Genomic DNA, 22,741 nt, shown 5'->3' with positions numbered 1-22,741 from the left:
TAGGGGGTATATGGCTACCGTGGTGGGCGTAACTGTTGACGGCGATGCACTATCCGCTGAATACCCCGTTGGGCCGCATGGGCGTACAAACCCTTGAAGAGCACCCGGATCGCTGCGTGGCCTCCATCCCCGTCGGCGGACTGCTCAATCCCCTGACCCGGATGCCGACCATCGCTCCGCTGGCGATGCTGGTCGATCACGTCGGCGGCCTGATCAACCACCTTCGCCGCAACGACGACGAGTGGACCGTGTCCAGCGAACTGGCCCTCGAGCTCACCCCGAATGCCGTAGACCTGGTCACGGCCATACCGGAGGTTCCGGTGCTGGCGACCGCCCGGCCTTTCGGCCCGAAGGGAACGGGTTCACTGGGGCTCTGCGAACTCACCCACGGAGACCAGTTGATCGGGACGGCGACGGTACGGTCGTTCCACATCCACGCGCCGGGGCACCTCGTCGAATGGCCCGCCGACTCCACCGAGGGCGCGCCACCTACCGCTCTCGAGGACCGCATGTCGGTCCAGGTCGCCGAGACCGGTGGCAGCACCGCGGTACTGCGGCAGTTGCCCGATCCTGTCATCAACAACAGCATCGGCATCGTGCACGGCGGAGTGTCGGCGGCGGCATTGGAACTCGTCGGCTCCGCGGCCCTCGGCGTCGACGCCGGCGAGCCGTGGCGGACAGCTTCGCTGCGGGTCAACTATCTGCGCCAGTTCCGTGGCGGTGACGAATCACGTTACGAAGCACGCACATTGCGGGTTGGACGCAGCTCAGGAGCAGTTGACGCGCAGGCCATCGGCGATGACGGTGCGGTGGCACTCGTAGCCCGGTTGACCGCTTACCGCTGATTTCGGCACGGCAACGTTAATTTCACTGTGCGATCAATTCGGCAACAACGACTCTGCCATCAGCTACTGGCGTGAAACCCTCCGGATGAACCACATCTACGGAGGAGTTCGCCATGAGTACGCCGAGCATGTCACATCGATTGGCAGCCGAATTCATCGGGACGTTCTGGCTGGTCCTGGGCGGTTGCGGCAGCGCGGTTTTCGCCGCGAAGTTTCTCTCCGACGGCTTCTCCGTGGGGATCGGGTTCCTCGGGGTGGCCCTCGCATTCGGCCTGACGGTGCTGACCGGCGTGTACGCCTTCGGCACCATTTCCGGCGGGCACTTCAACCCGGCCGTCACGCTGGGCGCCGCGCTCGCCCGCCGCGTCGAGTGGGCGGCCGTTGTGCCGTACTGGATCTCGCAGGTCGTGGGTGGCCTGGTGGCCGGTGTGGTGATCTATGTGATCGCGAGCGGCAAGGACGGTTGGTCTGCCACCGGGAACATGGCCGCCAACGGATACGGCGAGCACTCCCCCGGCGGATATTCACTGGTCGCGGTGCTGCTGGCCGAGGTGATCCTGACCGCGGTGTTCCTGCTGGTCATCCTCGGTTCCACCGATGACCGGGCGCCCAAGGGCTTCGCCGGTCTGTCGATCGGACTCACCCTCACTCTGATCCACCTGATCTCGATCCCGATCTCCAACACCTCGGTCAACCCGGCCCGGTCCACGGCGGTCGCGTTCTTCAACGGAAACGGTGCACCCGCGCAACTGTGGGCGTTCTGGCTGGCCCCACTGGTCGGTGCGGCCATCGCCGGCCTGGCCTACTCGTTCCTGTTCGGCGCCCCGGAGGCGCTGGCCGAGCGCCCGGTCCGAGAGGACACCCTGGACCAGGAGCGCGCCCGCTAGATCAGGTCAAATGGTCGAATTCCCCACTCACCCAACGAATATGAGTATCGGCTGACCGGTGCACTACATCCTTGGCGGCGCTGTCGATCTCGTCGCCGCCAAGGGTGTAGAGCCGGTCATAGTCGTACCCGTCGAGCCGATCCACGATCCGGCGCACCACCGCGGCCGACAGCGGGATGTGCTTGGGAAAGTTGCGCTGAAACGACACCCAGTTGCGGGCCAGTCCGCCGGAGATGGTGTCTCCGACCAGCAGCGTGCCGTCAGCCGTCAACGCCACCGAACTGCCTCGCATGTGCCCGCCCACGTGGATCAGTCGTACGCCGGACAGTGGTTCCAACTCCTCGGTCCACTGCTTGATCAGCGGATCGGGAGCCGGGAGCCACTCTGCGTCAAGGGCATTCACGTACACGGGGACGCCGCCGAATGCCCTGCTCCAACTGAGTTGCGCCCCGAACATGTGGGGATGGCTGGCAGCGACAGCGTCGACACCACCGAGGCCGTGAACGAGGCCGATGATCTCGTCGTCCAGATAGCTCGGCGCATCCCACAGCAGGTTCCCGTGCGCGGTCTGCACCACAAACGAACGGTGCCCGATGGCGAACTGGGGCGCGCGCCGCAGGCTGTGCACTCCGCGACCGTGGTCGACGTGTTCGGTGTGGTGCGGTTGTGCCGCCAGTTCCTCCAGCGTCGTCCAGGTGCCGTGTGGCGGCAGGTCCCCGCGCTCCTCGATCGAGACGACCTCCGAGGTCAACACACAGCTGTCGGCCGGTTCGGTGGCGGAATCCGGGTGTTCCACACCGCATCCCGTGCAAATCCAGGTAGGCATGGCACCGAGCCTGGCACCTCAACAGCTGTTGAGGTCAAGCGCTCTTGCGCCGCGCCTTGCCGGCGGCACCGCGCTCGGTGGGTGCGCCTTCATGGGCCAGCGTGCCACCGGCGCTCTCCAGGTGAGCCCGGACGAACCACTGGAACTTCTCGAGTTCGGCGGCGTGGTCGATGAGAACGTCCTGCGAGACAAGATCGAGTTTCTCCAACTTGTCGATCGCCTTGCGGGTGTCCTCGATCACCCCGTTGTAGACGAGGTCGAGTGCCGCGAGGTGGGCTTGCACGTTGTCACGTCCGACGGAGTAGTCGTCCCAGGTGCGGTCCGAGATGATGGCCCCCGGCGTGCCCTTCGGCGATTTGCCCAGTGCAGCAATCCGTTCGGCGACCTCATCGGCGTACCCCCGCACCAGCGCCACCTGTGGGTCGATCATCTCGTGTACGCCGATGAAGTTCGGACCGACAACGTTCCAGTGGACGTGCTTGAGCGTCAGATGGAGGTCGTTGTACGTGCTGAGCTGCTTCTGCAACAGCTGGGCCACTTCGTTGCCCTGTTTGTCAGTCAGGCCGGGAATGGTGAACGAGGTCATTGCGGCTCCTTTCGGTTCACGATCGGTTCCGCCCCGGGATACCCGTCAACCAGGGCGTGCAATCACCCCGGGTTACAGCGCGCGCAGGTTCGGAATGGCCTGACGCGCTCCGAAACGCGGGTTGTGGGCCAGCCCACTGGCTTCCAACAAGCGGACGACCCGCTGCCGGTGTGGCCGCAGCGGTTCGAGCAGTTCCACCATCTCCGCATCGTCGATCGGCCGGCCGAGCAGGGTGCGTCCCACCATCGTCGCCAGGTGATAGTCGCCGACCGACAGCGCGTCGGCGTCGCCGAAGGCGCGTTGCACGGTTTCCGCCGCCGTCCACTCACCGACCCCGGGCAACGAGCGCAGCGCCTTCACTGCCCGCTCGGCAGTGAGTCTCTCGAGGGCGTCGGCGCGCTGCGCACAGCCGACGATGGTGCGCGCCCGGCCCGGGTCCACGTTGGCCCGGTGGAATTCCCACGACGGGATGCGACGCCACACGTCGGCGGTAGGGGGCACCCGCATGCCATCAGGCGCCGGACCGGGGGCCGGGGCGCCGTACTTCGTCACCAACCGCCGCCAAGCACGCCAGGCATCCATGCCCGAGACCCGCTGCTCGATGACCGCGGGTACCAACGCCTCCAATACCCGGCCGCTGCGCCCGAGGCGCAGGTGCGGCACACGCCGGTGCGCCTCGGCGATGGTCGGCTCGACGGGGTCGAAGCCGCCGGCGTCGTCGTCGGCACCCACCAGCGCCGGAAAACCGTCCAGGAACTCCGCGTCACCCGGGCCCCACGCCTCGCAATTCACGGTGCCGGGAGCCGATTTGGTGATCCGCGCGGTCACCGGCCCGGTTTTCATCGCGCTTACGCGCCAGATCGCGCCGTCGGCACTGATCCGGTTGGTCGGGTCGTACCCGCCGCGCCGCCAGGGAGCCAGCGTCAGCCCCGGACTGGCCGGGCTGTCGAACGTGACGCTGATTGAGGGCACCGCTCCAGACTAGGCCAGCGCGATGTCAGCCTTCTGTGGGTAGAAGGCCAGGTGATCGGCTATTTCGGCGACGGCCGCATACGGCTTCTCATAGGTCCAGACCGCGTCCTCGAGGTCGCCGACGTGGTAGTAGTTCGCCTCGCCCTTGTAGGGGCAGTAGGTGGTGGCGGCGCTACGGGTCAGCGTTTCCCACACGACGTCGGCGCGCGGAATATATTGCACGGCTGGATAAGTCGACTCCTGCAAGGTCAGGGCAGCATCGGTCTGCGCGATGATCGCTCCGCCGACAGTGACGGTGACCCGACGTCCGGTCGGGGCAATGGTGATGGGGTGGGCTGCGCTGGGCTGCAGCACCGGGCGCTCAGTCATGTGAGCTACAACACCACCGGCGTGGGTCGTGATTCCCGTGCAGACTGGAGCGATGGGTACTTTGCAGACCGCACGGTTGGGTGATCTCGAAGTGGCGCGGATCGGTCTGGGCACGATGGGCATGTCCTTCGCCTACGGCAGCGCCGGCCGCGACGACGCCGAATCGATTCGCACCATCCACCGGGCCATCGACCTCGGTGTCACCCTCATCGACACCGCCGAGGTGTACGGCCCGTACGCCAACGAAGTGTTGGTCGGGCAGGCGCTGAAGGGTCGACGCGACGAGGTCGTGCTCGCCACCAAGTTCGGCATGATCTCCCACACCGGCCGCGACGGCGCGGACAGCAGCCCGGCCAACATCCGCACCGCGGTGGAGGGGTCGCTCCACCGCCTGGGCACCGACCACATCGACCTCTACTACCAGCACCGCCTGGACCGCTCCACGCCGATCGAGGAGACCATCGGCGTGCTGGCCGACCTCATCACCGAGGGCAAGATTCGCCATATCGGGTTGTCCGAGGTGGGTGTCGAGACCATCCGGCGTGCCCAAGCGGTCCACCCGATCACCGCACTGCAGTCGGAGTACTCGCTGTTCACCCGGGACCCCGAGGACGGAATCCTGGACATCTTGCGCGAGAACGGTATTGGCTTTGTCGCCTACTCACCTCTCGGACGCGGGTTCCTCACCGGCCAGATCCGATCCGTCGACGACCTCGCCGACGACGACACCCGCCGGGACAACCCCCGGTTTACCGGCGAGAACTTCGCGGTGAATCTGCGACTGGCCGACGAGGTGCGGACCATCGCCGAGTCCTCGGGAGCGACGCCAGGGCAGGTCGCGCTGGCCTGGCTGCTGTCGCGTGGCCCCGACATCGTGCCGATTCCCGGAACCCGGCGTGTCGAACGACTGGAGGAGAACCTCGCAGCGGATGCGGTCACGCTGACTCCCGACCAGCTGTCCCGGCTCGACAATCTCGCCGCGCCCGCCGGTGACCATCACACCGAGGCCCAGATGCGGATGATCGACCGCTAGCCCGGGTCTACGATCGGCCCATGACCGCGCCTGTGAAAGCCACTGTGTCGATCGCTGCCGACCCCGCAGCCGTGTACGCACTCATCACCGATCTGCCGACGCTGGCCTCGCTCGCCGAGGAGGCTCATGCGATGGAGTGGCAGAAGGGCAGTTCGGCGACTCCCGGGTCAGTTTTCAAGGGCCACAACCGCAATGGCTCGAAGGCCTGGAGTACGACGTGCACCGTCACCGACGCCGAGCCGGACAAGACGTTCGCCTTCGACGTGAAGTCTCTGGTGTTCCCGGTGGCGCACTGGCGCTACGACATCACTGCCACCGAGGGCGGCTGCACAGTGACGGAGTCCACCTGGGACCGTCGCGCGGGCTGGTTCAAGAAGGTCGCTGGGCTGGCCACCGGCGTGCCCGACCGCGACGGCGCCAACGCCGAGCACATCCAGCTGACCCTGCAGCGGCTGAAGGAACGCGCCGAAGGTTGATCGCCCCCGTTCAGAAGGGTGGTGGTCCGTATTCTTCGGCGAGCCAGGCTTGGTAGTCGCGTTCGGTGGCGAGGTCGTTGTTGAGTTCGGCGCGGAGGCGTCGTTCCTCGGCGATGCGGTCTTGGCGGTCTTGTTCGCGGGTGCGGCTGCGCTTGGGCATCTTCGCGGCCCGGTTCGGATTTGAGTTCAGGTTCGGGGCCGGCGGTTCGGGTTCGGGGAGGTTGAGGTCCCCGGTGGGTTGACCCAGGGTGGGGAACATGCCGGCGCCGTGGGGTTCGGTGGCGTAGGTGTGGCCGGTGGGTGTGGTGATTTCTACTGTGCCATCAGGTAATTGACGGTCTGACCAGCCGGGGCAGAACGTTTTGATCAAGTGATGCGCCCGGCAGTAAAGCTTGGTGTTGGACGGATGCGTCGGCCCGATCGGGTACGGGACGGTGTGGTCGATGTCGCAGCGGTCCACGGGTGCGTCACAGCCGGGGAACCGGCACGTCAAATCCCGCCACCGAATGAACTCGGAGAGCGCCACCGACGGGCGATACCCCGGCTCGGAACCGTCAGGGACGATGGACTCGCTGGGTTGGGCGGGCTCAGGCAGCCCCGTCGACTCGCCGAGCTCGGGTGGCGCGCTGGATTCGCTGGGCGACGTAGAGGTGTCAGCGGGTACCCGCACCGGCTTGAGCTTGGCGTTACTCGCGAGGTCGCGCACACGGTCGGCGGGCAGGATCCCGTACCCGGGTAGATATCCCGGATCCTGCGACATCCCATCCAGGGTGGCTTGGCTGGCCAGCACATGAACCACCGCCGCATCAGCGGCCGCGCGCTTCTGGGCCGCCGGGCAGTCCTCACGACCACACCGGCACACCAACTGAGCTTCCAGCCGCGCCAGCGGCCCGACCGCATCAGAACGGCGCCGCTCCCAACTGCGCGGATCATGCTCACACACCGTGTCGGCCAACGCATCCAACCGTTGATCGAACGCCGCCGCGTCCTCAGCATCGACATTCGCCCAGATCGTGGCCGCACCCGGACTGCCCGGGTCCACCTGCACGAACCGGTCCTGCGCCAGATCCGGAGGCACCCGCACCCCGTTCGGATCCAGTTTGGCGATCCAATGATCGACCCGATCCCGCAACTGCCGCTCAGAGAACCGCATCCACCGATGCGCCCGGCCCGCGAGTTCGGCATCCAGTTCGGCCCACACCGACCGGTCCGCGGTCTCGGTGCGGGCGATGATCATCGACACCACCCGATAATCAATATCCCCCACGGCGAATCGGGCCGCCACCAGCGGCAGTTTGTCGCGCAGTATCCGGGCGTGATGCACCTGGGTACCCGCCCGACCCCGGGAGATGCGCATCGCCGCCGACACCTCGGCGCACACCTCCGCATACGGGTCGGTGCGCCACAAAATGCTGTCGACCAGTTCTCGTTCGCGCAGGGTGTCCAACGCCCCGATCGCGGCCAACCGGGCCGCGATCGCCACCGACTCCGCCCGCGTGGCAGCACCGACCTTGTCGATCAACGCCACATCAGACTCGAACATACTTTCGATCATGCCACCACCCACCGACATCGACTGGGCCCTGCCGGATATGTCGTACCCCTGGAGGAACGTCACGGCCAAGTACCAACAGAAGGGCGACCTGATGTGCTGGATCTGCGACCACCCCGAGGCAACCAGACAGGACTATCTCGATCTCCTGCGGGAGAAGACTTTCAAGCGCGGCTGGGCAGTGCATTACGTCGAGCACGACCGCAGGCCGTTCGGCTACACGATCGGGCTCAGCGAGGCCGGCCTCCCCGAGCTGCTGATCACCGGTCTGTCACCGCTGATGACATGCAAGCTACTGAACACCGTGGCGGTATACCTGGTGGACCAGACCGAACCCGCCCCGGGCGACACCATCACACTGCCCGATGACTGGTTCGCCGAGTTCGTCGAAATCAGCGAGCCCACCGCCCATCTCGGGTTCGCGGTGGAGTTGTGCGGTCGCGATATCCGCGCGCTGCAAATCGTCTGGTATGACCGGCACGGCCACTCACCGTGGTGTTCAGAGTTCAATCGGGGCGGTCCCCGCCAACCTGTTCTCGGCGCTCGAGGGCCCCGCAAAACCGCCTGAACATCCTTCTTTCTGCCATGAGTCGATCAATTACTGCCAACGGAAATTGATCCCCTGAGCTCTCGGTTTACACAGGCATAACCGGCATGAGACAGAGAGAAGCAGGGAAATGAAGAAGTTCGGATTCGCCGTCATCGCTGCCAGCGGATTGGGCGCAGCCGTACTGGGCCTGGCCGCACCGGCGCTGGCCGCTGAGCCCGCTCACACCGCAACCCCCAGCAGCGTCACCATCTCCGCGGGTGTCGACCGGCTCGACTGGCTCGACCGACTGCACCCCAAGCCGATGGTCCCCAAGGTGGACACCACCGTTCGCCACAGCGGCCGCTGACACCGACAGACAAAGAGGGGCAGCCCAGAAAGGGCTGCCCCTCTTTGCTTTTCAAGGAAAGATCAGAACGCGTAACGGTGATACTGCGCCATGTACCGCAGCACCGGTACCGGCTTCATGACGGCCAGCATCAACCGGTAGTACCAGGGCAGGGTAGCGAACACCGGATCGTCGAACGGCGACTCCCGGGTCAGCAGCCGGGTACCCGGCACCGCACGCAGGATGTCCTCCGGGCTGTCGATGGCCCAGTGCAGTTTGGCCCCGGAGCGACGCACCACGGTATTAACCAGTTGCGCCCTGATGCCCAGGGTGTTGAACGCGTCGAATTGCAGTTCCCCGGAAGGGAATCCGTCGACGATGCGCCGCAGAAGCGCAACGCCATCCTGCTCGGTGAGGTACATCGTCAACCCCTCGCCGAGCATCAGGGTCGGCCGGTCGGTGAGAACGTCCCGCAGCCAGGCCGGGTCGGTCACCGAGGCGGCGATGACGTGATAGTGCTCGGCTGACGGATACAGCTGCTCCCGCAGGTGCGCGACATCGGGGTAGTCGATGTCGTACCACTCGACGCCGGGGCCGGGCTGGATTCGGAAAAACCGGCCGTCCAGACCGCATCCGAGATGCAGCACCACGGCTTCGGGATGTACGGCCAGGAACTGCCGGGTCCAGTGGTCGAAGTGGGCACTGCGGGTGGTCACCGACGGCGACGTCGCCTCGGTGATCGAGGTGCGGCTCCAGTCGTAGTCGATGCGGTCGGCGATCTCCTTGGCCAGCTGGTCACCGAGGATCGGATGGGGCATCCCGGCATCGAGCGCCTTGGCGTAGAACGTCGCCAGCATCGTCTGCGGCGCCCCGGTGAGGTCGACTTTCAGCTTGTCGGTCATATCGCCAGGTTAGGCCGCAATACGCTTGCCGCCCAGTGGCTTAACACCTCTCGGCGTGGTGTTCAGCTGCTCTTCTGTGCGCGTTTGGCCGCCCGCAGGCTCACCCAGAACTTTGCCGCCTCGGCGATCGATTCCTCGACGGGCCTTGGCTGCCAACCGAGTTCACGCACGGCCTTGGAGTGGTCGAGCTCGGCTTCGGCCCGCATGAGCCGCAGAGATTCCAGCGACAACCGCTCGTCGGTACCGCGCAGCTTGCCCTTGAGGGTGCCTGCTGCGGCCAGTGCGTACGACACGGGTAGCGGAATGGATCGCTGTGGGGGTGCCACGCCGGCGGCCGAGGCGGCCAGCCTGGCCACCTCGGCGTTGCTGATCATCTTCTCCGAGATGAGGTAGCGCTCACCGGGAGTGCCCCGGTCGGCGGCCAGGAGCATGGCCTTGGCCGCGTCGTCGATACCGACGGCTTCGAGATCGATCCCGCTCATGACGAACGGCAGCTTGCCGAAGGCCGCTCCGGCGATGATCGCGCCGTGCGGGGTCCGGCCCCAGTCACCGCTGCCATAGGTGGTGGACACGCACATCGCGACGGCGGGCAGGCCGCGCTCACGCGCGTATTGCAGCACCAGATCTTCGGCCTGTACCCGCGAGCGCACGTACGGCGTCACCTTCGACACGTCGACGACGTCGGCCTCGGTGGACCGCTTGCCGCGGTGCCGGCCGACGGTGACGTAACTGCTGGTGTAGACGAACTTGCGCAGGCCGGGGATTTCCGCAGCGACGTCGAGCACGTTACGAGTGCCCTCGACGTTCGTGCGGAACAGCGGCGCCGGGTCGCGCAACCAACCGCGGGCGTCGACGACGCAGTGGTACACGACGTCGCAACCGGTCATCGCCTCGCGCAGGACCTCGGTGTCGAAGACGTCGCCGTGAATCCGCTTGACGTCCAGGTCATCGATCCCGATGGTGCTGGCATTGGGACGCACCATGGCCCGGATCTCTGTGTTGTTTCCGGCGCGTTCGTCGGCACTTGCGACCAACTGCCGCAGCACATGAGAGCCCAGGAATCCGTTGGCGCCGATGACCAGCTTGGCGCTCACTTGCCGCCACCGAACTTCTTGAGCCACGCCTCGGCCTCGTCGGTGAGGGTGCCGAGTTCGGCTGCCTTGCGGCACCACTTGCGGGCTGCAGAGGCGAACCGCAGCGGGTTGTAGACGTCTTCCTGACGTGACCACAGGCCGTCGCCGGCGTAGGTCAGGATCGAGATGTTGGTGGCGGTGATGATGGTGCCGTCACCGGGATCGCGCATGGGGTTGTCGAGTTCGCAGATGATGCGTCCTGTGGGTTCGTCGATCACCGACCACAGCGACGGGAACGAGGTCATGTAGCTACCCGGGAACGTCGTCATGGTCTTCCAGATCCAGGGCCGCACCTGTTCACGGCCCTTCATCGTGCCCACGGCGTGTTCGATGTAGTCGACGTCGACGGTGTAGTGGTCGGCCCACACATCCCAGTTCTTGGTCTGCGCGGCCCGGTCGACGGTCTGCTCGAACGTTTCAAAGGCAGCGGCGAGTTCATCGCGGCTGAAAGACCTGCTCGTCACCCCAAAACTAGAACACGTTCTATCGACCTTTGTCGAGACCCGTCACTGCGCGGCCAGCACCTGCCGGGAACCCAGCGGGGCCTGCAGGGCCACCTCGGCGGTGCCGTGCACCGCCAGGGCGATACACATCCGGCCGACGGACTCCGGGGGCGTCCCGCCGCGAAGGTCGATCGTGACAGCATCGGCGGTTTCCTGTGCGCTCACGTGGACGCCGAAGCAGTCCGGGGTCCCTGCGGTGAAGTTGACCAGCAGGCGTTCCCCCTCACGGCTGAACGATTCGATCCGGGTCAGGTGTGGGTCGACGATCGCCGGGTTGTCGACGAACAGGGTGCGCGCGGGGTCGGGCGGCACCTCCGGCACTGCGACCTGGGTGGGATCGGCCGTCGCGGTGGGGCAGCCGGTCAGCAGGAGTAAACCGGCCAGGCCTGCGGTTGCAACTACACGCATGACCACCACGGTAACCACGGAGCACAATGGGGCACATGGGCAATTATTCGACAGCGATCCTGGCGGGCGGCTGCTTCTGGGGCATGCAGGACCTCATCCGCAAGCAGCCCGGAGTCGTCTCCACCCGGGTGGGTTACACCGGCGGCCGCAACGATCACCCGACGTATCGGAATCATCCGGGCCACGCGGAGGCCGTCGAGATCGAGTACGACCCCGCACAGACCGATTACCGGGCACTGCTGGAGTTCTTCTTCCAGATCCACGATCCGTCCACCAAGGACCGGCAGGGCAATGACGTCGGCACCAGCTACCGGTCGGCGATCTTCTACCTCGACGACGAGCAGAAGCGCGTTGCGCTGGACACGATCGCCGATGTGGACGCGTCCGGACTGTGGCCGGGCAAGGTCGTCACCGAGGTGACGCCTGCCGTCGATTTCTGGGAGGCCGAGCCCGAGCACCAGGACTATCTGATGCACTACCCGAACGGGTACACCTGTCATTTCCCACGCGCGGGCTGGAAGCTGCCCAAGCGCCAGACCACCGGATAGCGGGTCAGTCCCCCAGCGGCGTGGCGCGGCGACGCACGACCATGCGCCCACCCGCCGCAGGGGTGTAGGCCACGCCGCGAGAGTGCACTTTCTCTCCCGGTGCCGTGGTGGTCTCGATCTCGAAGTGGCGCAGGACCGTTCGCAGCACCACGTCCATCTCCACGTTGGCGAACACCGCCCCGACGCAGCGTCGGGTACCGCCGCCGTACGGTAGCCAGCCCAGCCCGGGCCGGCTGCCGACGAATCGCTGTGGATCGAACCGCTCCGGGTCGGAGAACTCCTTCTGCGCCTCCTGGATCTGCGAGATCGCCACGATCACAGAGTGTCCCCGCGGAATCTCCCAGTCCCCCAGTCGGATCGACGGTGCGTAGACATGGCGGCCGGCGAAGTCGATGACGGTGCGGTTGCGCTGCACCTCGAGGATGGTGGCCTGACGGTATTCATTGCCGTCGGTGGCCGCCTCGGCCTCCAGCTCGGTCAGCACCTTCGGATGACGGCTGATCCGCTCGAAGGCCCAGCCCAGGGTCGACGCCGTGGTCTCGTGTCCGGCGGCCAGCAGGGTCAGCAGCTCGTCGCCGATGTCCTTGCGGGACATGGCCGATCCATCCTCGTAGGTGCTGCGCAACAACAGCGCCAGGATGTCGTCGCGCTGGTCGATGTCCGGGTCGGCTTCGACCTTGTCGATGAGCCGGTTGATGACTGCGTCGTACTGCTGGCGGTATCTGGCCAACCGGCCCCACGGACTGAACCGGCCGAAGGTGCGGGTCGGGGTGGGCACCACCACCAGCCGAGAGCCCAGGGTGACCCATGGCGGGATGATCCGGCGCAGCTCGTCGAGTTGCTCGCCGTCGGCACCGAACACCGCGCGCAGGATCACGTTGAGGGTGATCCGCATCATCGGCTCGAGCGTCTCGAACTCCTGACCTTCCGGCCAGTTCGCCGATTCCCGCAGGGTCTCCTCTTCGAAGATCTGCTCGTAGTTCTTGATGCTCTTGCCGTGGAACGGCGGGGTGAGCAGCTTGCGACGGCGACGATGATCCGTGCCGTCCAGGGCGAACACCGATCCGGATCCCAGGATGCGGCTCAGGTTCGGCTGGATGTTGCCGACGTCGTCGGTGTTGGCGGTGAAGAGCTGCTTGGCCAACTGCGCATCGGCGACGATCACCGTGGGCCCGAAGATGGGGAGTTTGAGCCTGAAGACATCACCCTGACGGCGGGCGATCAGTTTGACCACCCGACGCCTGGCCAGGGCGAAGCCGATGGCCTGCAACGGCTTCGGAACCCGCGCGTCGGGCGGCACGCGCCCCGCTGCGGTGGTCGCGGTGGACTTCTCGGTGGTCTTCTCAGCTGCTGCCAGCTCGGTCATACCATCTCCAGCCAGGTCCTGGTACCGCTCGGTACCAATCGGTTATGAGGTACGGTACTCCCAGGTACCAGGCAAAGCAAGGGGGTCGGCCTTGATGACCTACCGGCTACGACTTCTCGACGGTCTCGCCGCGGCGATCAGCGACAAGGGCTATCGCGAGACCACGGTGGCCGACATCGTCCGGCACGCCCGAACATCCAAGCGCACGTTCTACGACCAGTTCGGCACCAAAGAGGACGGCTTCCTCGAACTGTTGCGCGCCAACAACGCCGCACTCGTCGACGGCATCCAGGCCGCCGTCGACCCGGAGGCGCCCTGGCAAGACCAGATCGGCCAGGCCGTCGGCGCCTATGTCGACCACATCGCGTCCGCCCCGGCCATCACGTTGAGCTGGATCCGTGAACTGCCGGCGCTGGGCAGCAGAGCTCGACCGCTGCAACGCGCAGCCCTACGCGAACTGACCGATCTGCTGATCGAACTCAGCGGCAGCGCCGGCTTCGAGCGCGCCGGCCTCCCCCGGCTTACCGAGCCGATGGCCATCATCCTGTTGGGCGGGCTTCGCGAACTGACCGCGCTGATCGTCGAGGACGGCGGGGACATCCAGGAGATCTACGGGCCCGCGGTCGCCGCATCGACGGCGATCATGACGGCGAATTCAGCTCAGCACCAACCGCGCTGACTTCTCCAGCCGGCGCACAACGCCCGAATAGTTCTCGTACCCCATGCCCGCCCACACCAGCGTGCCGGTGTAGAGCAATTCCAGCGCCTCGATCACGTCCAGGTTCACGTCGGGTCCGAGGGCCGCGACCAGGCGGCCCCGGATATCCGCACCGATACGCTGCCGCAGCACATCGACATCGGGGTCCTTGCCGAGCAGCGCGTTGGTGACCGCGCCGGCGAACTCCGGTTCGTCGGCCACCAGCGAGGCGATGTGCTGCAGCACCTCGACCACCCGCGTGGCCGGGTCGGCCGATTCGTGCGCGGCCGGCGGCGCGGCGGACAGCCTGCGCCAGAACACCTCGGCGACGAGGTGTTCTTTCGACGAAAAGTAGGTGTATGCCGTCGCTGCTCCGACCCCGGCCTCGGCAGCCACCCGGCGCACGGTCAGTCCGGCGAATCCGTCCCGGGTGATCAGCTGTAATGCGGCCTTACCCAGGCGCTCGACAGTATCGGCCTGCCGTGCACTCAGACGGCGGCGCGTCGACTCCAGAGCCGTCTCGGACACGTGTCCGGACGCTACTACAACCGCCTGAGGCCAGCAACGGTAGGTTGGGCATTCATGAGCACCGCTGACACCGCCCTGCCGCCCCGCGCCGAGCGCCTTTTCACCCTCGCCGAGCAGGTCATCGGCTTCATGCCGGCCGACGAGGGCCGTGCCCTCTACGACGCCGGGGTGCGCTACCTCGACGGTGGGGTCGGGGTGGAGATCGGCACCTACTGCGGCAAGTCGACGGTGATGCTCGGCGCGGCTGCACAGGAGACGGGCTCGGTCCTCTACACCGTCGACCACCACCACGGCTCGGAGGAGCACCAGGTGGGCTGGGAGTACCACGACACCACCATGGTCGACCCGGTCACCGGGTTGTTCGACACGCTGCCCACGATGCGCCACACCCTGGATGCCGCGGGGCTGGACGAGCATGTGGTGGCCGTGGTCGGCCGCTCACCCGTGGTGGCACGGGGCTGGCGAACGCCGTTGCGGCTGTTGTTCATCGACGGCGGCCACACCGAAGAGGCCGCACAACGGGACTTCGACGGCTGGGCCCGCTGGGTCGAGGTCGGCGGCGCGCTGATCATCCACGACGTGTTCCCCGATCCGAACGACGGCGGCCAGGCTCCGTTCCACATCTACCAGCGTGCGCTGGCCACAGGCGCCTTCGACGAGGTCGCCGCGATGGGTTCGATGAGGGTCCTGGAGCGGACCTCGGGCGAGCCGGGTCGGCTCGACTAGCGGTCGCCGGCCTTCCCGCCGACGCACTCACAGTCGTACTCACCCTCCAGGCCGCGCGGCAGCCCGACGCCCCGGAAGATGCCGCCGGCCGCGGTGGTCTGCGACAGCGCGTCGGCGGCCAGGATCATGGCCGCGCCGGTCCAGGTGGTGCGCTCCTCTGGCCAGCGTTTGCCGTCGGCGAAAACCAGTCCGGTCCAATAAGATCCGTCGTCCTCGCGCAGGTGCTGCATGGCCGCGAACTGCTCGTGCGCCCTGCGGGTGTCACCGATCGCATCCAGCGCCATCACCAGCTCACACGTCTCCGCGCCGGTGACCCAGGGCCGGTGATCGACGCACCGGATGCCCAGCCCCGGCACCACGAAGTCGTCCCACCGATCGGCGATCCGGGCGTGAGCCGCAGTTCCGTGCAGGGCCCCGCCGAGCACCGGGTAGTACCACTCCATCGCGTGGGTGTCCTTGGCGGAGAAGGCCTCTGGATGCGCAGCGATGGCGTGGCCGAGACGTCCGACGGCGACCTCCCACTCCGGCTGGGGATCGTCGAGGTAATCGGCGAGCGCCAGCCCGCACCGGATGCTGTGGTACACACTGGCGCAGCCGGTCAGCAGCGCCTCCTCGACCGGACCCGCGGGGCTTGCAGCCCAGTAGATCTCGCCGCCGGAGGCCTGCAGGCCGAGGACGAAGTCGAGCGCCCGGGTCACCACCGGCCACATCAGCTCGGCGAAGGACCGGTCCCCGGTGATCAGCACATGGTGCCAGACGCCGGTGGCGACGTAGGCACAGAAGTTGCTGTCGCTGTTGGCGTCCTCGATGACACCGTTGCGCAGCTGGATCGGCCAGGAACCGTCCGCACGCTGCACGGTGCGGCACCAGTCGAACGCCGCCCGGGCCGGTTCGATCAGGCCGGCCACGGTCAGCGCCATGGCGTTCTCGACGTGGTCCCACGGGTCGGTGTGGCCGCCGTCGAACCACGGCAGGGCCCCTGAGGACTCCTGGGTCGCAGCGATCGACCGTGCCGTCTGCACACAGTCGTCTGGTGTCAAAACTCCGGGCACACCGGGGATCTCAGGCAAAAGCACCGCGGCGGCCTACCCGTTGTATTCCGGCTTGCGGAAATAGAGTGCCACGCTCTTGCCGATCACCGGGTTCAGCAGCGACTCGGCGGTGCGGGTGAGCCAGGGGCGCCCCATCATGTCCCACACCAGCAGCTGGTGATAGGCCTTGACTGCGAAGTGGTCGTTCTTCTCGGTGCCGACAAGACATTTCAGCCACCAGTACGGCGCGTGCAGCGCGTGCTCGTGGTGCGTATGGGTCAGTTTGAGCCCATGTGCCAGGACCTTGTCGCGCAGCTCGTCGGCCTTGTAGATGCGGATGTGTCCGCCCTCGTTGGCGTGATACTCGTCCGACAGCAGCCAGCACAGCTTCTCCGGGAGCCAGCGCGGCACGGTGATGGCCAGGGAGCCACCGGGTTTGAGGACACGTACCAGTTCGGCGATGGCCTGCTCGTCCTGCGGGACGTGCTCCAGGATCTCCGAGGCGATGACGCAATCGAAGCTGGCGTCGGTGTACGGCAGGTCGAGCGCGTCACCCTTGACGGCCTCGCCCTTGGCCGACAGCGGAACCTCGCCCTCTGCCCGCATGGCCTGCAGCATCGTGTCGACGTCGTTGAGGTCGGACGCGCTCTGGTCAAAGCCGATCACCGACGCACCGCGCCGGTACGCCTCGAATGTGTGCCGGCCCGCGCCGCAGCCGACGTCGATCACCGTGGTGCCCGGTCCGACACCCAGACGGTCGAAATCGACGGTCAGCATCGCGCTTCCTTCCCTGCCCGCGAACGGGCCATCTCGTACACCGATACCGTCTGTGCGGCAACCGATTCCCAACTGAAGACGTCGAGCGCGCGCTGGCGCCCGGCAGCGCCGAGTCTGCGCCGTTCCGACGGCGAGTCGAGCAGTTCACCCAGGACGGCGGTCAGCTCGTCGACGTCGGCCGGGCGCACCAACCGGGCGCAGGCACCGTCGTCACCGACCACCTCGGGCAGTGCCCCCGCGCGGCTGGCGACGATCGGGGTGCCGCTGGCCATGGCCTCCACGGCGGGCAGCGAAAAGCCCTCGTAGAGCGACGGGATGCAGGCCACTTCGGCGGAGGCGAGCAGCGCGGCGAGTTCCTCATCGCTCAGCCCACTCGAGCTGTGCACGATGTCGGAAATACCGAGCTCGGCAATGAGTTTCTCGGTCGGCCCGTTCGGTTCGAGCTTGGACACCAACTGCACGTCGAGATCGCGGGCCACCCGCAGCCGGGCCACCGCGTGGAGCAGATGGCTGACACCCTTGAGCGGAACGTCGGCGCTGGCGATCGCGATGATCCGGCCGCTCACCCGGTGCTCGGCAGGTTTGAACAGCTCGGTGTCCACACCCAGCGGCACGATGTGCAGCTGATCCGGAGTCACGCCGAAGTCCTCGGCGATATCAGCGGCCGAGGACGACGACACGGTGAGTAGCTCGGGGATCTTGCGGGCGACCTTCTTCTGCATCTCGGCGAACCCGTACCAGCGCCGCACCAGCGGCTTGCGCCACCACTTGGCCGCGGCGATCTCGACGACCCGGTCACGCGTGATCGGGTGATGCACCGTGGCCACGACGGGTAGGCCACTGGCGGCGATCTTCAGCAGCGCCGAGCCCAGGCTCTGGTTGTCGTGGACGACGTCGAACTCGTCGCGGCGCTCGGCCAGAATCCTGGCGACCCGCATGGTGAAGGTCCGCGGCTCAGGGAACCCGGCACTCCACATGGTGGCCAGTTCCAGGGCGTCGATACCGTCGCGGATCTCGCTGGGCCGGGGCACCCGGAACGGGTCCGGCTCGCGGTAGAGATCGAGGCTGGGGACCTTGGTGAGCTTGACCCGGGGATCCAGGCCCTCGGGATAGGGCTGGCCGGAGAAGACCTCGACCTCGTGGCCGAGTTCGGCGAGCCCGCGGCTCAGATAGCGCACGTAGACGCCCTGGCCACCGCAGTGAGTCTTGCTCCGATAGGACAGCAACGCGATACGCATAATCAGATCACCCGACGGCCGAAATCGTGCTGAGCTGGGAATACACGCTCACGCGTCGACTCCGAACCCTCTGGACATGTGTCCAGACTATAGTTTGACCTGCTAGCCAACGCAACGCGTCGGCCCGCGGTCAGCCGGGAGGAAAGCCGCCCGTGGCAACCGGGCCCCAGCGCACGGGGGTGACCCGGATCAGGCACTTTCCCTGCTCCACCATCGCCTGCCGGTACTCATCCCAGTCCGGGTGCTCACCCGCCACCGCCCGGAAATAGTCGACCAGCGGTTCGACCGCGTCGGGCAGTCCGATCACCTCGGCGTCACCGTCGACTTGCACGTACGGACCGTTGAACTCATCGGACAGCACCGTCACGCTGGCCCGGGGCGTACGCCGGAGGTTGGCTGCCTTCGCCCGCTGCGGATAGCTCGCGATCACGATGCGTCCCTGCTCATCTACCCCACCGGTCACCGGTGACGTCTGTAGCGAGCCGTCGGCCCGGAACGTGGTCAGCACCATGTGGTGCCTGGGGCGCACGAAGTCCAGGAGTTCGTCGATCCCTACGGTGTCAGCGGTCGCGTACTTTCTGGTCATGGTTCGACGGTAGGACAAAGGCGAAGGGCCGTGGGAAACCCAGCCCGGTCAGCCTGGCGCCCCGCATATCCGCGACATCGACCGGCAACACCAGGCCCGACGAGGGTTCGTAGCACTCCAGAACCTCGCGGCCCTCGCCGACGAACAACACCCAGTGCCGTGGGATGCCGCGCTCGCCGATCAGCATCGCCACTGGCCAACCCTCCGCGACCGCGCGTCGCACATCCGACAACGAGTCACGGGTACCCCGAAACCGCCGCCACCGGTATGCCACTCCACGTTTCGCACTGTGATCGGTCAATGCGCGGGCCATGCCCGCGGGTGTGGTCCCGAGCTGTCGCGGCCAGATCCGGTTGACAGCGGCGTGAATTCGCCCCTGCTCCGCGGCGAACCAGGTGTGCCCCTCGGGGCTCAGCAACTCCGCACGATACGTGTGATCCAGCAGGGCACCGGCCACCACCGCCACGGTCGGGCCACACGTGACCCCGTCGCGCTGCCGTAGCCGCAAGGCCGCCAGTTTGCCTGGCTTCACACAGATCCGGTCATCGGAGCGATCAATTTCTGCCATCGGAATTAAAGCGTCTGAACTGCCGGTTCTTACCGGTACATGGCAGCGTAAGCGACTATCGGAAGTCAGGACACTCCAGTGCGAAACACCATCGGAAACTCTCGGATCATCGCCGCGGCGCTGGGCGTTGCGGTGGCCGCGATCATCGGTTCGGCGGGGGTGGCCTCGGCCGCGCCCAACGGCCCCAGCAATGCCCAGCAGACCATCAAAGAGCTGCAGTCGCAGGGTTACACGGTGATCGTCAACCGCGTGGGCTCGTCCCCACTGGATCAGGCGTCCGTCGTGGCCGTGCGGCCGGGCCCCAACTTCAGCCGCACCGACACTCTCAGCGCGGTCACGCAGCGCACGGTTTACGTCGACGTCAAGTAGCAGACAGCCACCGCCGTCGGCGTCGATAATGATGCGATGGCAGTAAACGTGGCGGACCTGCTCGGCAGCGAGTTGGGCGCCCTGCGATATCAGCCCACGCCCAAGCGAATTCGGATCTGTCTCGGCGGTGAGCCGGTGGCCGACACCAGCGAGGCCGTCCTGGTCTGGGAGCCACGCCGGGTGGTCCCGACGTATGCGGTGCCGCGCTCGGCATTGACGGCGCAACTTGTTCCGGCCGGCGGGGATGTCGGGGACGACGAGATCCCCGGCTTCCTCGATCCGTCGGTGCCGTTCACGGCGCACACCTGTCCGGGCACGGCGTTCGACGTCATCGCCGGTGAAGAAACCGGTGCCGCCGCGGCGTTCCAGCCGGACGACCCGGAGCTGACCGAGTACGTGATCCTGGACTTCGCGACGTTCGAATGGCGTGAAGAGGATGAGCCGATCGTCGCGCACCCGCACGACCCGTTCCACCGGATAGACGTCCGGCGCAGCCGCCGACGGATCCGCATCGAACTCGACGGGAAGGTGCTGGCCGAATCCTGCAGTCCCATGCTGCTATTCGAGACCGGACTGCCGACCCGCCACTACCTTCCCCGCGAAGACGTGACGGCCGTTCTCGACGTCAGCGACACCGTCACCTACTGCGCGTACAAAGGCCGGGCCACCTACTTTTCACTGCCCGGCGGACCTGCCGATCTGGCCTGGGCCTATCACGAACCGCTGATCGAGGCGGTGCCGGTCCGCGACCACATCTGCTTCTTCGACGAGCGGGTCGACGTATTCGTCGACGGTGAACGGATGGATCGCCCTGTCACCGCGTGGAGCTGACGGCGCAGGACTGACGGAACGTCTGTTTGCGGCCGCCCGGTTCTGGCAACATCTGACACCGACACCAATGTCAGCTGACCGGAGGTCATGATGGGCCCATCGGACGTCACGCTCACCGCGGCCGCCGGCACAGAAGGCGGTGGTGCCGCACTCGACCAGGTGATCGGGATGTCGGTGGTCGCCCTGATCGTCACCGTCGCGCTGCTGTGGATCGGCTACCTGCACCGCAACCGGCGTATCACCTGGCTCAATAATTTCGCCGAATGGCTGGGCCGCAAGTTCCACCGGCCGCCGTGGGTGGCGCTGCAGGTGTTCCTGTTCACCGCGACCATCATCTGCGCGCTGTTCGGTTTCATCTGGGACGTCAGCCTCCATATCGGCAAGGGCCGCGATGCCGGTCCGCTGGCCAATCCCGCGCACTATTTCATCCTGATCGGCCTGTTCCTGCTGTTCATCGCCGGGTCGATGGCCATCGTCTTGCCGTATGACAAGCCCGGCCCGGCCGCCATCCGGATCACCCGTACCTGGTACGCCCCGGTCGGCGGTGTGCTGATGGCGCTGTGCGGACTGTACGCGCTCATCGGTTTCCCGCTCGACGACATCTGGCACCGGATCTTCGGGCAGGACGTCACCCTTTGGGGCCCAACCCATTTGATGCTCATCGGTGGAGCCGGGTTGTCTCTGATAGCCGTGCTGTTACTCGAACACGAGGGCCGGGTGGCCATGGGCCCCGACGGCATGGCCGAAGACAGCAAGTTCAACAAGTTCCTCTACTTCCTGTCCTTCGGCGGTCTGTTCATCGGACTCTCGGTCTTCCAGATCGAATACGACTTCGGTGTCGAGCAGTTCCGCCTGGTGCTGCAGCCGATGATGATCGCGGCCGCGGCAGCATTTGCCGCGGTCGCGGCACGTCTGGTCCTCGGCCCGGGCGCCGCCCTGATCGCCGCCGCATTCGCGATCGCGTTGCGCGGAGCCGTGGCCTTCATCGTCGGCCCGGTCCTGGGAGCGCCGATCAGTTGGTTCGCGCTCTACCTGGGCCCGGCACTGGTGGTCGAACTCATCGCGCTGACCCCACTTGTGAAGCGCCCCATCCTGTTCGGCGCGGTGGCCGGTCTCGGTGTGGCCACCGTCGGACTCTGGCTGGAATCGTTGTGGATCGGCGCGGTCTACCACTACCCGTGGCCCACCAGCATGTGGGGCGAGGCGCTGGCCATGGCGATCCCGGTCGCCGTCGCGATGGGTCTGTGCGGCGCGCTGCTGGCCCTGGTCCTCACCGGGCAGCCGTTACCCCGGCCCGCGGTGGGAATCTCCATCGTGGTGCTCACCGTCCTGGTGATCGGCGGCGCGGTGGCCAACGGGTTACGCACCGAAGTTCCGCAAAATGCCACTGCCACCATCGCTTTGACGGACCTCCCGGCTGACAATGGGCACCGGATGGCCTCGGCCGATGTCCAGATCACCCCGGCCGGCCTGATCGGCGACAACCCGGAGTGGGTGTCGATCCTGGCGTGGCAGGGCGGCCTGGCCAACCATCGCGGCCTGATCATCGACCGGTTGGAGAAGGTGGGCCCGGGGCACTACCGCTCGACGCAGCCCATCCCCGTTTCCGGAAGTTGGAAGACCCTGTTACGCGTGCAGGACGGCACCACGATGGCCGGTGTGCCGATCTTCCTGCCCGCCGATCCGGGCATCGGTGCCACCGAAACCCCGGCACTCACCTCCAGCAACCGGGAGTTCGTGCAGGAGATCGAGATTCTGCAGCGCGAACGCAATCTCGATCATCCGTCCTGGTTGTACAACGCGGCTTCGCTGGTCGTCCTGGTGTGCACCCTGATCCTGATCGCCGGGCTGACCTGGGGTGCGGGCCGGATCAACGCCAGGGAGCTGGCCGCAGGCCGTGAACCCGCCGGGCGCACATGACGTATCAGGCCGACCACACGCTGCTGCTCGCATTGCCGGCGTTCGCTCCGGCCGTGGTCGTGGTGGGCGTCGTGGTGTACGTGGCCATGCGGGACAGGCGCCGCGGAGATGACAGCGACGCGAACCAAGACGACGTTCAAGATGAAGGTACGGACTCCTCAGGCGAAGATGGTTCACCGTGATCAACCT

Annotated in this window: 29 protein-coding genes; 13 read left to right on the top strand and 16 right to left on the bottom strand. The window is 66.6% G+C overall.

Translation table 11 applies throughout. The features are described 5' to 3' along the window. Window positions 1-44: 44 nt before the first annotated feature. The gene (locus AB0876_RS08935; RefSeq protein ID WP_526041762.1) at window positions 45-845 is read left to right on the top strand and encodes a PaaI family thioesterase; all 801 of its coding nucleotides are present in this window, start codon (window positions 45-47) and stop codon (window positions 843-845) included. 113 nt (window positions 846-958) lie between these two features. Then, the gene (aqpZ, locus tag AB0876_RS08930; protein WP_491839611.1) at window positions 959-1,732 is read left to right on the top strand and encodes an aquaporin Z; all 774 of its coding nucleotides are present in this window, start codon (window positions 959-961) and stop codon (window positions 1,730-1,732) included. 1 nt (window position 1,733) lies between these two features. Here aqpZ and AB0876_RS08925 read toward each other — a convergent pair whose 3' ends face one another. The 4 genes from AB0876_RS08925 to AB0876_RS08910 all read right to left on the bottom strand — a co-directional run bounded on the left by AB0876_RS08925 (window position 1,734) and on the right by AB0876_RS08910 (window position 4,485). Continuing rightward, window positions 1,734-2,558 (bottom strand): MBL fold metallo-hydrolase, encoded by an 825-nt coding sequence (locus AB0876_RS08925; RefSeq protein WP_491839610.1) that lies wholly within the window; start codon window positions 2,556-2,558, stop codon window positions 1,734-1,736. A 34-nt stretch (window positions 2,559-2,592) separates the two neighbouring features. Next, the gene (locus tag AB0876_RS08920) at window positions 2,593-3,144 is read right to left on the bottom strand and encodes a Dps family protein (RefSeq protein ID WP_491839609.1); all 552 of its coding nucleotides are present in this window, start codon (window positions 3,142-3,144) and stop codon (window positions 2,593-2,595) included. Between the two features lie 72 nt (window positions 3,145-3,216). Next, entirely contained in the window at window positions 3,217-4,116 is a 900-nt protein-coding gene (locus AB0876_RS08915; RefSeq protein WP_526041761.1) for a DNA-3-methyladenine glycosylase family protein, read from the bottom strand. Between the two features lie 9 nt (window positions 4,117-4,125). Further along, window positions 4,126-4,485, bottom strand: a complete 360-nt coding sequence (locus AB0876_RS08910) for a DUF427 domain-containing protein (protein ID WP_526041760.1) — start codon at window positions 4,483-4,485, stop codon at window positions 4,126-4,128. A gap of 61 nt (window positions 4,486-4,546) precedes the next feature. Here AB0876_RS08910 and AB0876_RS08905 point away from each other — a divergent pair, with 61 nt between their 5' ends. Continuing rightward, window positions 4,547-5,518: an aldo/keto reductase gene (locus AB0876_RS08905; RefSeq protein WP_526041939.1), complete on the top strand. Its 972-nt coding sequence runs from the start codon at window positions 4,547-4,549 to the stop codon at window positions 5,516-5,518. A gap of 20 nt (window positions 5,519-5,538) precedes the next feature. After that, on the top strand, window positions 5,539-5,994 hold the full coding sequence (locus AB0876_RS08900) for an SRPBCC family protein (RefSeq protein WP_491839606.1): 456 nt from the start codon (window positions 5,539-5,541) through the stop codon (window positions 5,992-5,994). 10 nt (window positions 5,995-6,004) lie between these two features. On the opposite strand, the gene AB0876_RS08895 is transcribed toward AB0876_RS08900, so the two are convergent. Next, window positions 6,005-7,537, bottom strand: a complete 1,533-nt coding sequence (locus AB0876_RS08895; protein ID WP_526041938.1) for an HNH endonuclease signature motif containing protein — start codon at window positions 7,535-7,537, stop codon at window positions 6,005-6,007. A 10-nt stretch (window positions 7,538-7,547) separates the two neighbouring features. Between AB0876_RS08895 and AB0876_RS08890 the strand changes: the two genes are divergently transcribed. Both AB0876_RS08890 and AB0876_RS08885 read left to right on the top strand, forming a co-directional pair. Continuing rightward, the gene (locus AB0876_RS08890) at window positions 7,548-8,114 is read left to right on the top strand and encodes a DUF4262 domain-containing protein (protein ID WP_526041759.1); all 567 of its coding nucleotides are present in this window, start codon (window positions 7,548-7,550) and stop codon (window positions 8,112-8,114) included. Between the two features lie 109 nt (window positions 8,115-8,223). After that, window positions 8,224-8,442 (top strand): hypothetical protein, encoded by a 219-nt coding sequence (locus AB0876_RS08885; RefSeq protein ID WP_055118792.1) that lies wholly within the window; start codon window positions 8,224-8,226, stop codon window positions 8,440-8,442. 62 nt (window positions 8,443-8,504) lie between these two features. Here AB0876_RS08885 and AB0876_RS08880 read toward each other — a convergent pair whose 3' ends face one another. From AB0876_RS08880 to AB0876_RS08865, 4 genes are all read right to left on the bottom strand, one after another. Beyond that, complete coding sequence (locus AB0876_RS08880) at window positions 8,505-9,323, bottom strand: class I SAM-dependent methyltransferase (protein WP_526041758.1); 819 nt, start codon at window positions 9,321-9,323, stop codon at window positions 8,505-8,507. A 62-nt stretch (window positions 9,324-9,385) separates the two neighbouring features. Continuing rightward, window positions 9,386-10,417, bottom strand: coding sequence for an NAD-dependent epimerase/dehydratase family protein (locus tag AB0876_RS08875; RefSeq protein ID WP_526041757.1), 1,032 nt, complete (start codon window positions 10,415-10,417; stop codon window positions 9,386-9,388). Further along, the gene (locus AB0876_RS08870) at window positions 10,414-10,920 is read right to left on the bottom strand and encodes a nuclear transport factor 2-like protein (protein ID WP_491839601.1); all 507 of its coding nucleotides are present in this window, start codon (window positions 10,918-10,920) and stop codon (window positions 10,414-10,416) included. Before AB0876_RS08870 ends, AB0876_RS08875 begins: the two co-directional genes overlap by 4 nt. 42 nt (window positions 10,921-10,962) lie before the next feature. Next, window positions 10,963-11,367, bottom strand: a complete 405-nt coding sequence (locus AB0876_RS08865) for a hypothetical protein (RefSeq protein ID WP_526041756.1) — start codon at window positions 11,365-11,367, stop codon at window positions 10,963-10,965. A gap of 35 nt (window positions 11,368-11,402) precedes the next feature. On the opposite strand from AB0876_RS08865, the gene msrA reads away from it, so the two are divergent. Further along, window positions 11,403-11,915, top strand: a complete 513-nt coding sequence (gene msrA / locus AB0876_RS08860) for a peptide-methionine (S)-S-oxide reductase MsrA (protein WP_491839599.1) — start codon at window positions 11,403-11,405, stop codon at window positions 11,913-11,915. 4 nt (window positions 11,916-11,919) lie between these two features. Here msrA and AB0876_RS08855 read toward each other — a convergent pair whose 3' ends face one another. Beyond that, window positions 11,920-13,281 carry a cytochrome P450 gene (locus tag AB0876_RS08855; protein ID WP_526041755.1) on the bottom strand — a complete coding sequence of 454 codons (1,362 nt, stop codon included), beginning with the start codon at window positions 13,279-13,281 and terminating at the stop codon, window positions 11,920-11,922. 94 nt (window positions 13,282-13,375) lie between these two features. On the opposite strand from AB0876_RS08855, the gene AB0876_RS08850 reads away from it, so the two are divergent. Beyond that, window positions 13,376-13,960, top strand: coding sequence for a TetR/AcrR family transcriptional regulator (locus tag AB0876_RS08850; protein ID WP_491839597.1), 585 nt, complete (start codon window positions 13,376-13,378; stop codon window positions 13,958-13,960). Here the strand turns inward: AB0876_RS08850 and AB0876_RS08845 are convergent. Next, on the bottom strand, window positions 13,937-14,506 hold the full coding sequence (locus tag AB0876_RS08845) for a TetR/AcrR family transcriptional regulator (protein WP_491839596.1): 570 nt from the start codon (window positions 14,504-14,506) through the stop codon (window positions 13,937-13,939). The genes AB0876_RS08850 and AB0876_RS08845 overlap by 24 nt on opposite strands. A gap of 54 nt (window positions 14,507-14,560) precedes the next feature. On the opposite strand from AB0876_RS08845, the gene AB0876_RS08840 reads away from it, so the two are divergent. Then, complete coding sequence (locus AB0876_RS08840) at window positions 14,561-15,232, top strand: class I SAM-dependent methyltransferase (protein WP_526041754.1); 672 nt, start codon at window positions 14,561-14,563, stop codon at window positions 15,230-15,232. On the opposite strand, the gene mmpH is transcribed toward AB0876_RS08840, so the two are convergent. The 5 genes from mmpH to AB0876_RS08815 all read right to left on the bottom strand — a co-directional run bounded on the left by mmpH (window position 15,229) and on the right by AB0876_RS08815 (window position 19,396). After that, window positions 15,229-16,308, bottom strand: a complete 1,080-nt coding sequence (gene mmpH, locus AB0876_RS08835) for an MMP endo-(1,4)-3-O-methyl-alpha-D-mannosidase (protein WP_526041753.1) — start codon at window positions 16,306-16,308, stop codon at window positions 15,229-15,231. The two genes, AB0876_RS08840 and mmpH, sit on opposite strands and share 4 nt — an antisense overlap. A 9-nt stretch (window positions 16,309-16,317) precedes the next feature. Next, window positions 16,318-17,040, bottom strand: a complete 723-nt coding sequence (locus AB0876_RS08830; RefSeq protein ID WP_526041752.1) for a class I SAM-dependent methyltransferase — start codon at window positions 17,038-17,040, stop codon at window positions 16,318-16,320. After that, entirely contained in the window at window positions 17,034-18,278 is a 1,245-nt protein-coding gene (gene manT, locus AB0876_RS08825; RefSeq protein WP_526041751.1) for an MMP alpha-(1->4)-mannosyltransferase, read from the bottom strand. Before manT ends, AB0876_RS08830 begins: the two co-directional genes overlap by 7 nt. A 130-nt stretch (window positions 18,279-18,408) precedes the next feature. Continuing rightward, on the bottom strand, window positions 18,409-18,864 hold the full coding sequence (locus tag AB0876_RS08820) for a PPOX class F420-dependent oxidoreductase (RefSeq protein WP_526041750.1): 456 nt from the start codon (window positions 18,862-18,864) through the stop codon (window positions 18,409-18,411). After that, window positions 18,839-19,396, bottom strand: a complete 558-nt coding sequence (locus AB0876_RS08815; RefSeq protein WP_526041937.1) for a hypothetical protein — start codon at window positions 19,394-19,396, stop codon at window positions 18,839-18,841. The genes AB0876_RS08820 and AB0876_RS08815 overlap by 26 nt, the downstream gene beginning before the upstream one ends. A gap of 114 nt (window positions 19,397-19,510) precedes the next feature. On the opposite strand from AB0876_RS08815, the gene AB0876_RS08810 reads away from it, so the two are divergent. From AB0876_RS08810 to AB0876_RS08795, 4 genes are all read left to right on the top strand, one after another. Then, complete coding sequence (locus AB0876_RS08810; protein WP_491839591.1) at window positions 19,511-19,801, top strand: hypothetical protein; 291 nt, start codon at window positions 19,511-19,513, stop codon at window positions 19,799-19,801. Between the two features lie 36 nt (window positions 19,802-19,837). Next, on the top strand, window positions 19,838-20,632 hold the full coding sequence (locus AB0876_RS08805; RefSeq protein WP_491839590.1) for a DUF427 domain-containing protein: 795 nt from the start codon (window positions 19,838-19,840) through the stop codon (window positions 20,630-20,632). Window positions 20,633-20,719: 87 nt separating this feature from the next. Further along, window positions 20,720-22,552, top strand: coding sequence for a hypothetical protein (locus AB0876_RS08800; RefSeq protein WP_491839589.1), 1,833 nt, complete (start codon window positions 20,720-20,722; stop codon window positions 22,550-22,552). Next, entirely contained in the window at window positions 22,549-22,734 is a 186-nt protein-coding gene (locus AB0876_RS08795) for a hypothetical protein (protein WP_526041749.1), read from the top strand. Before AB0876_RS08800 ends, AB0876_RS08795 begins: the two co-directional genes overlap by 4 nt. Window positions 22,735-22,741 lie beyond the last annotated feature (7 nt).

Source organism: Mycobacterium sp. NPDC049093, assembly GCF_040704635.1.
In the GTDB taxonomy this organism is placed as follows: Bacteria; Actinomycetota; Actinomycetes; order Mycobacteriales; family Mycobacteriaceae; genus Mycobacterium.
This window is presented reverse-complemented; position numbering and strand designations above follow the sequence as displayed.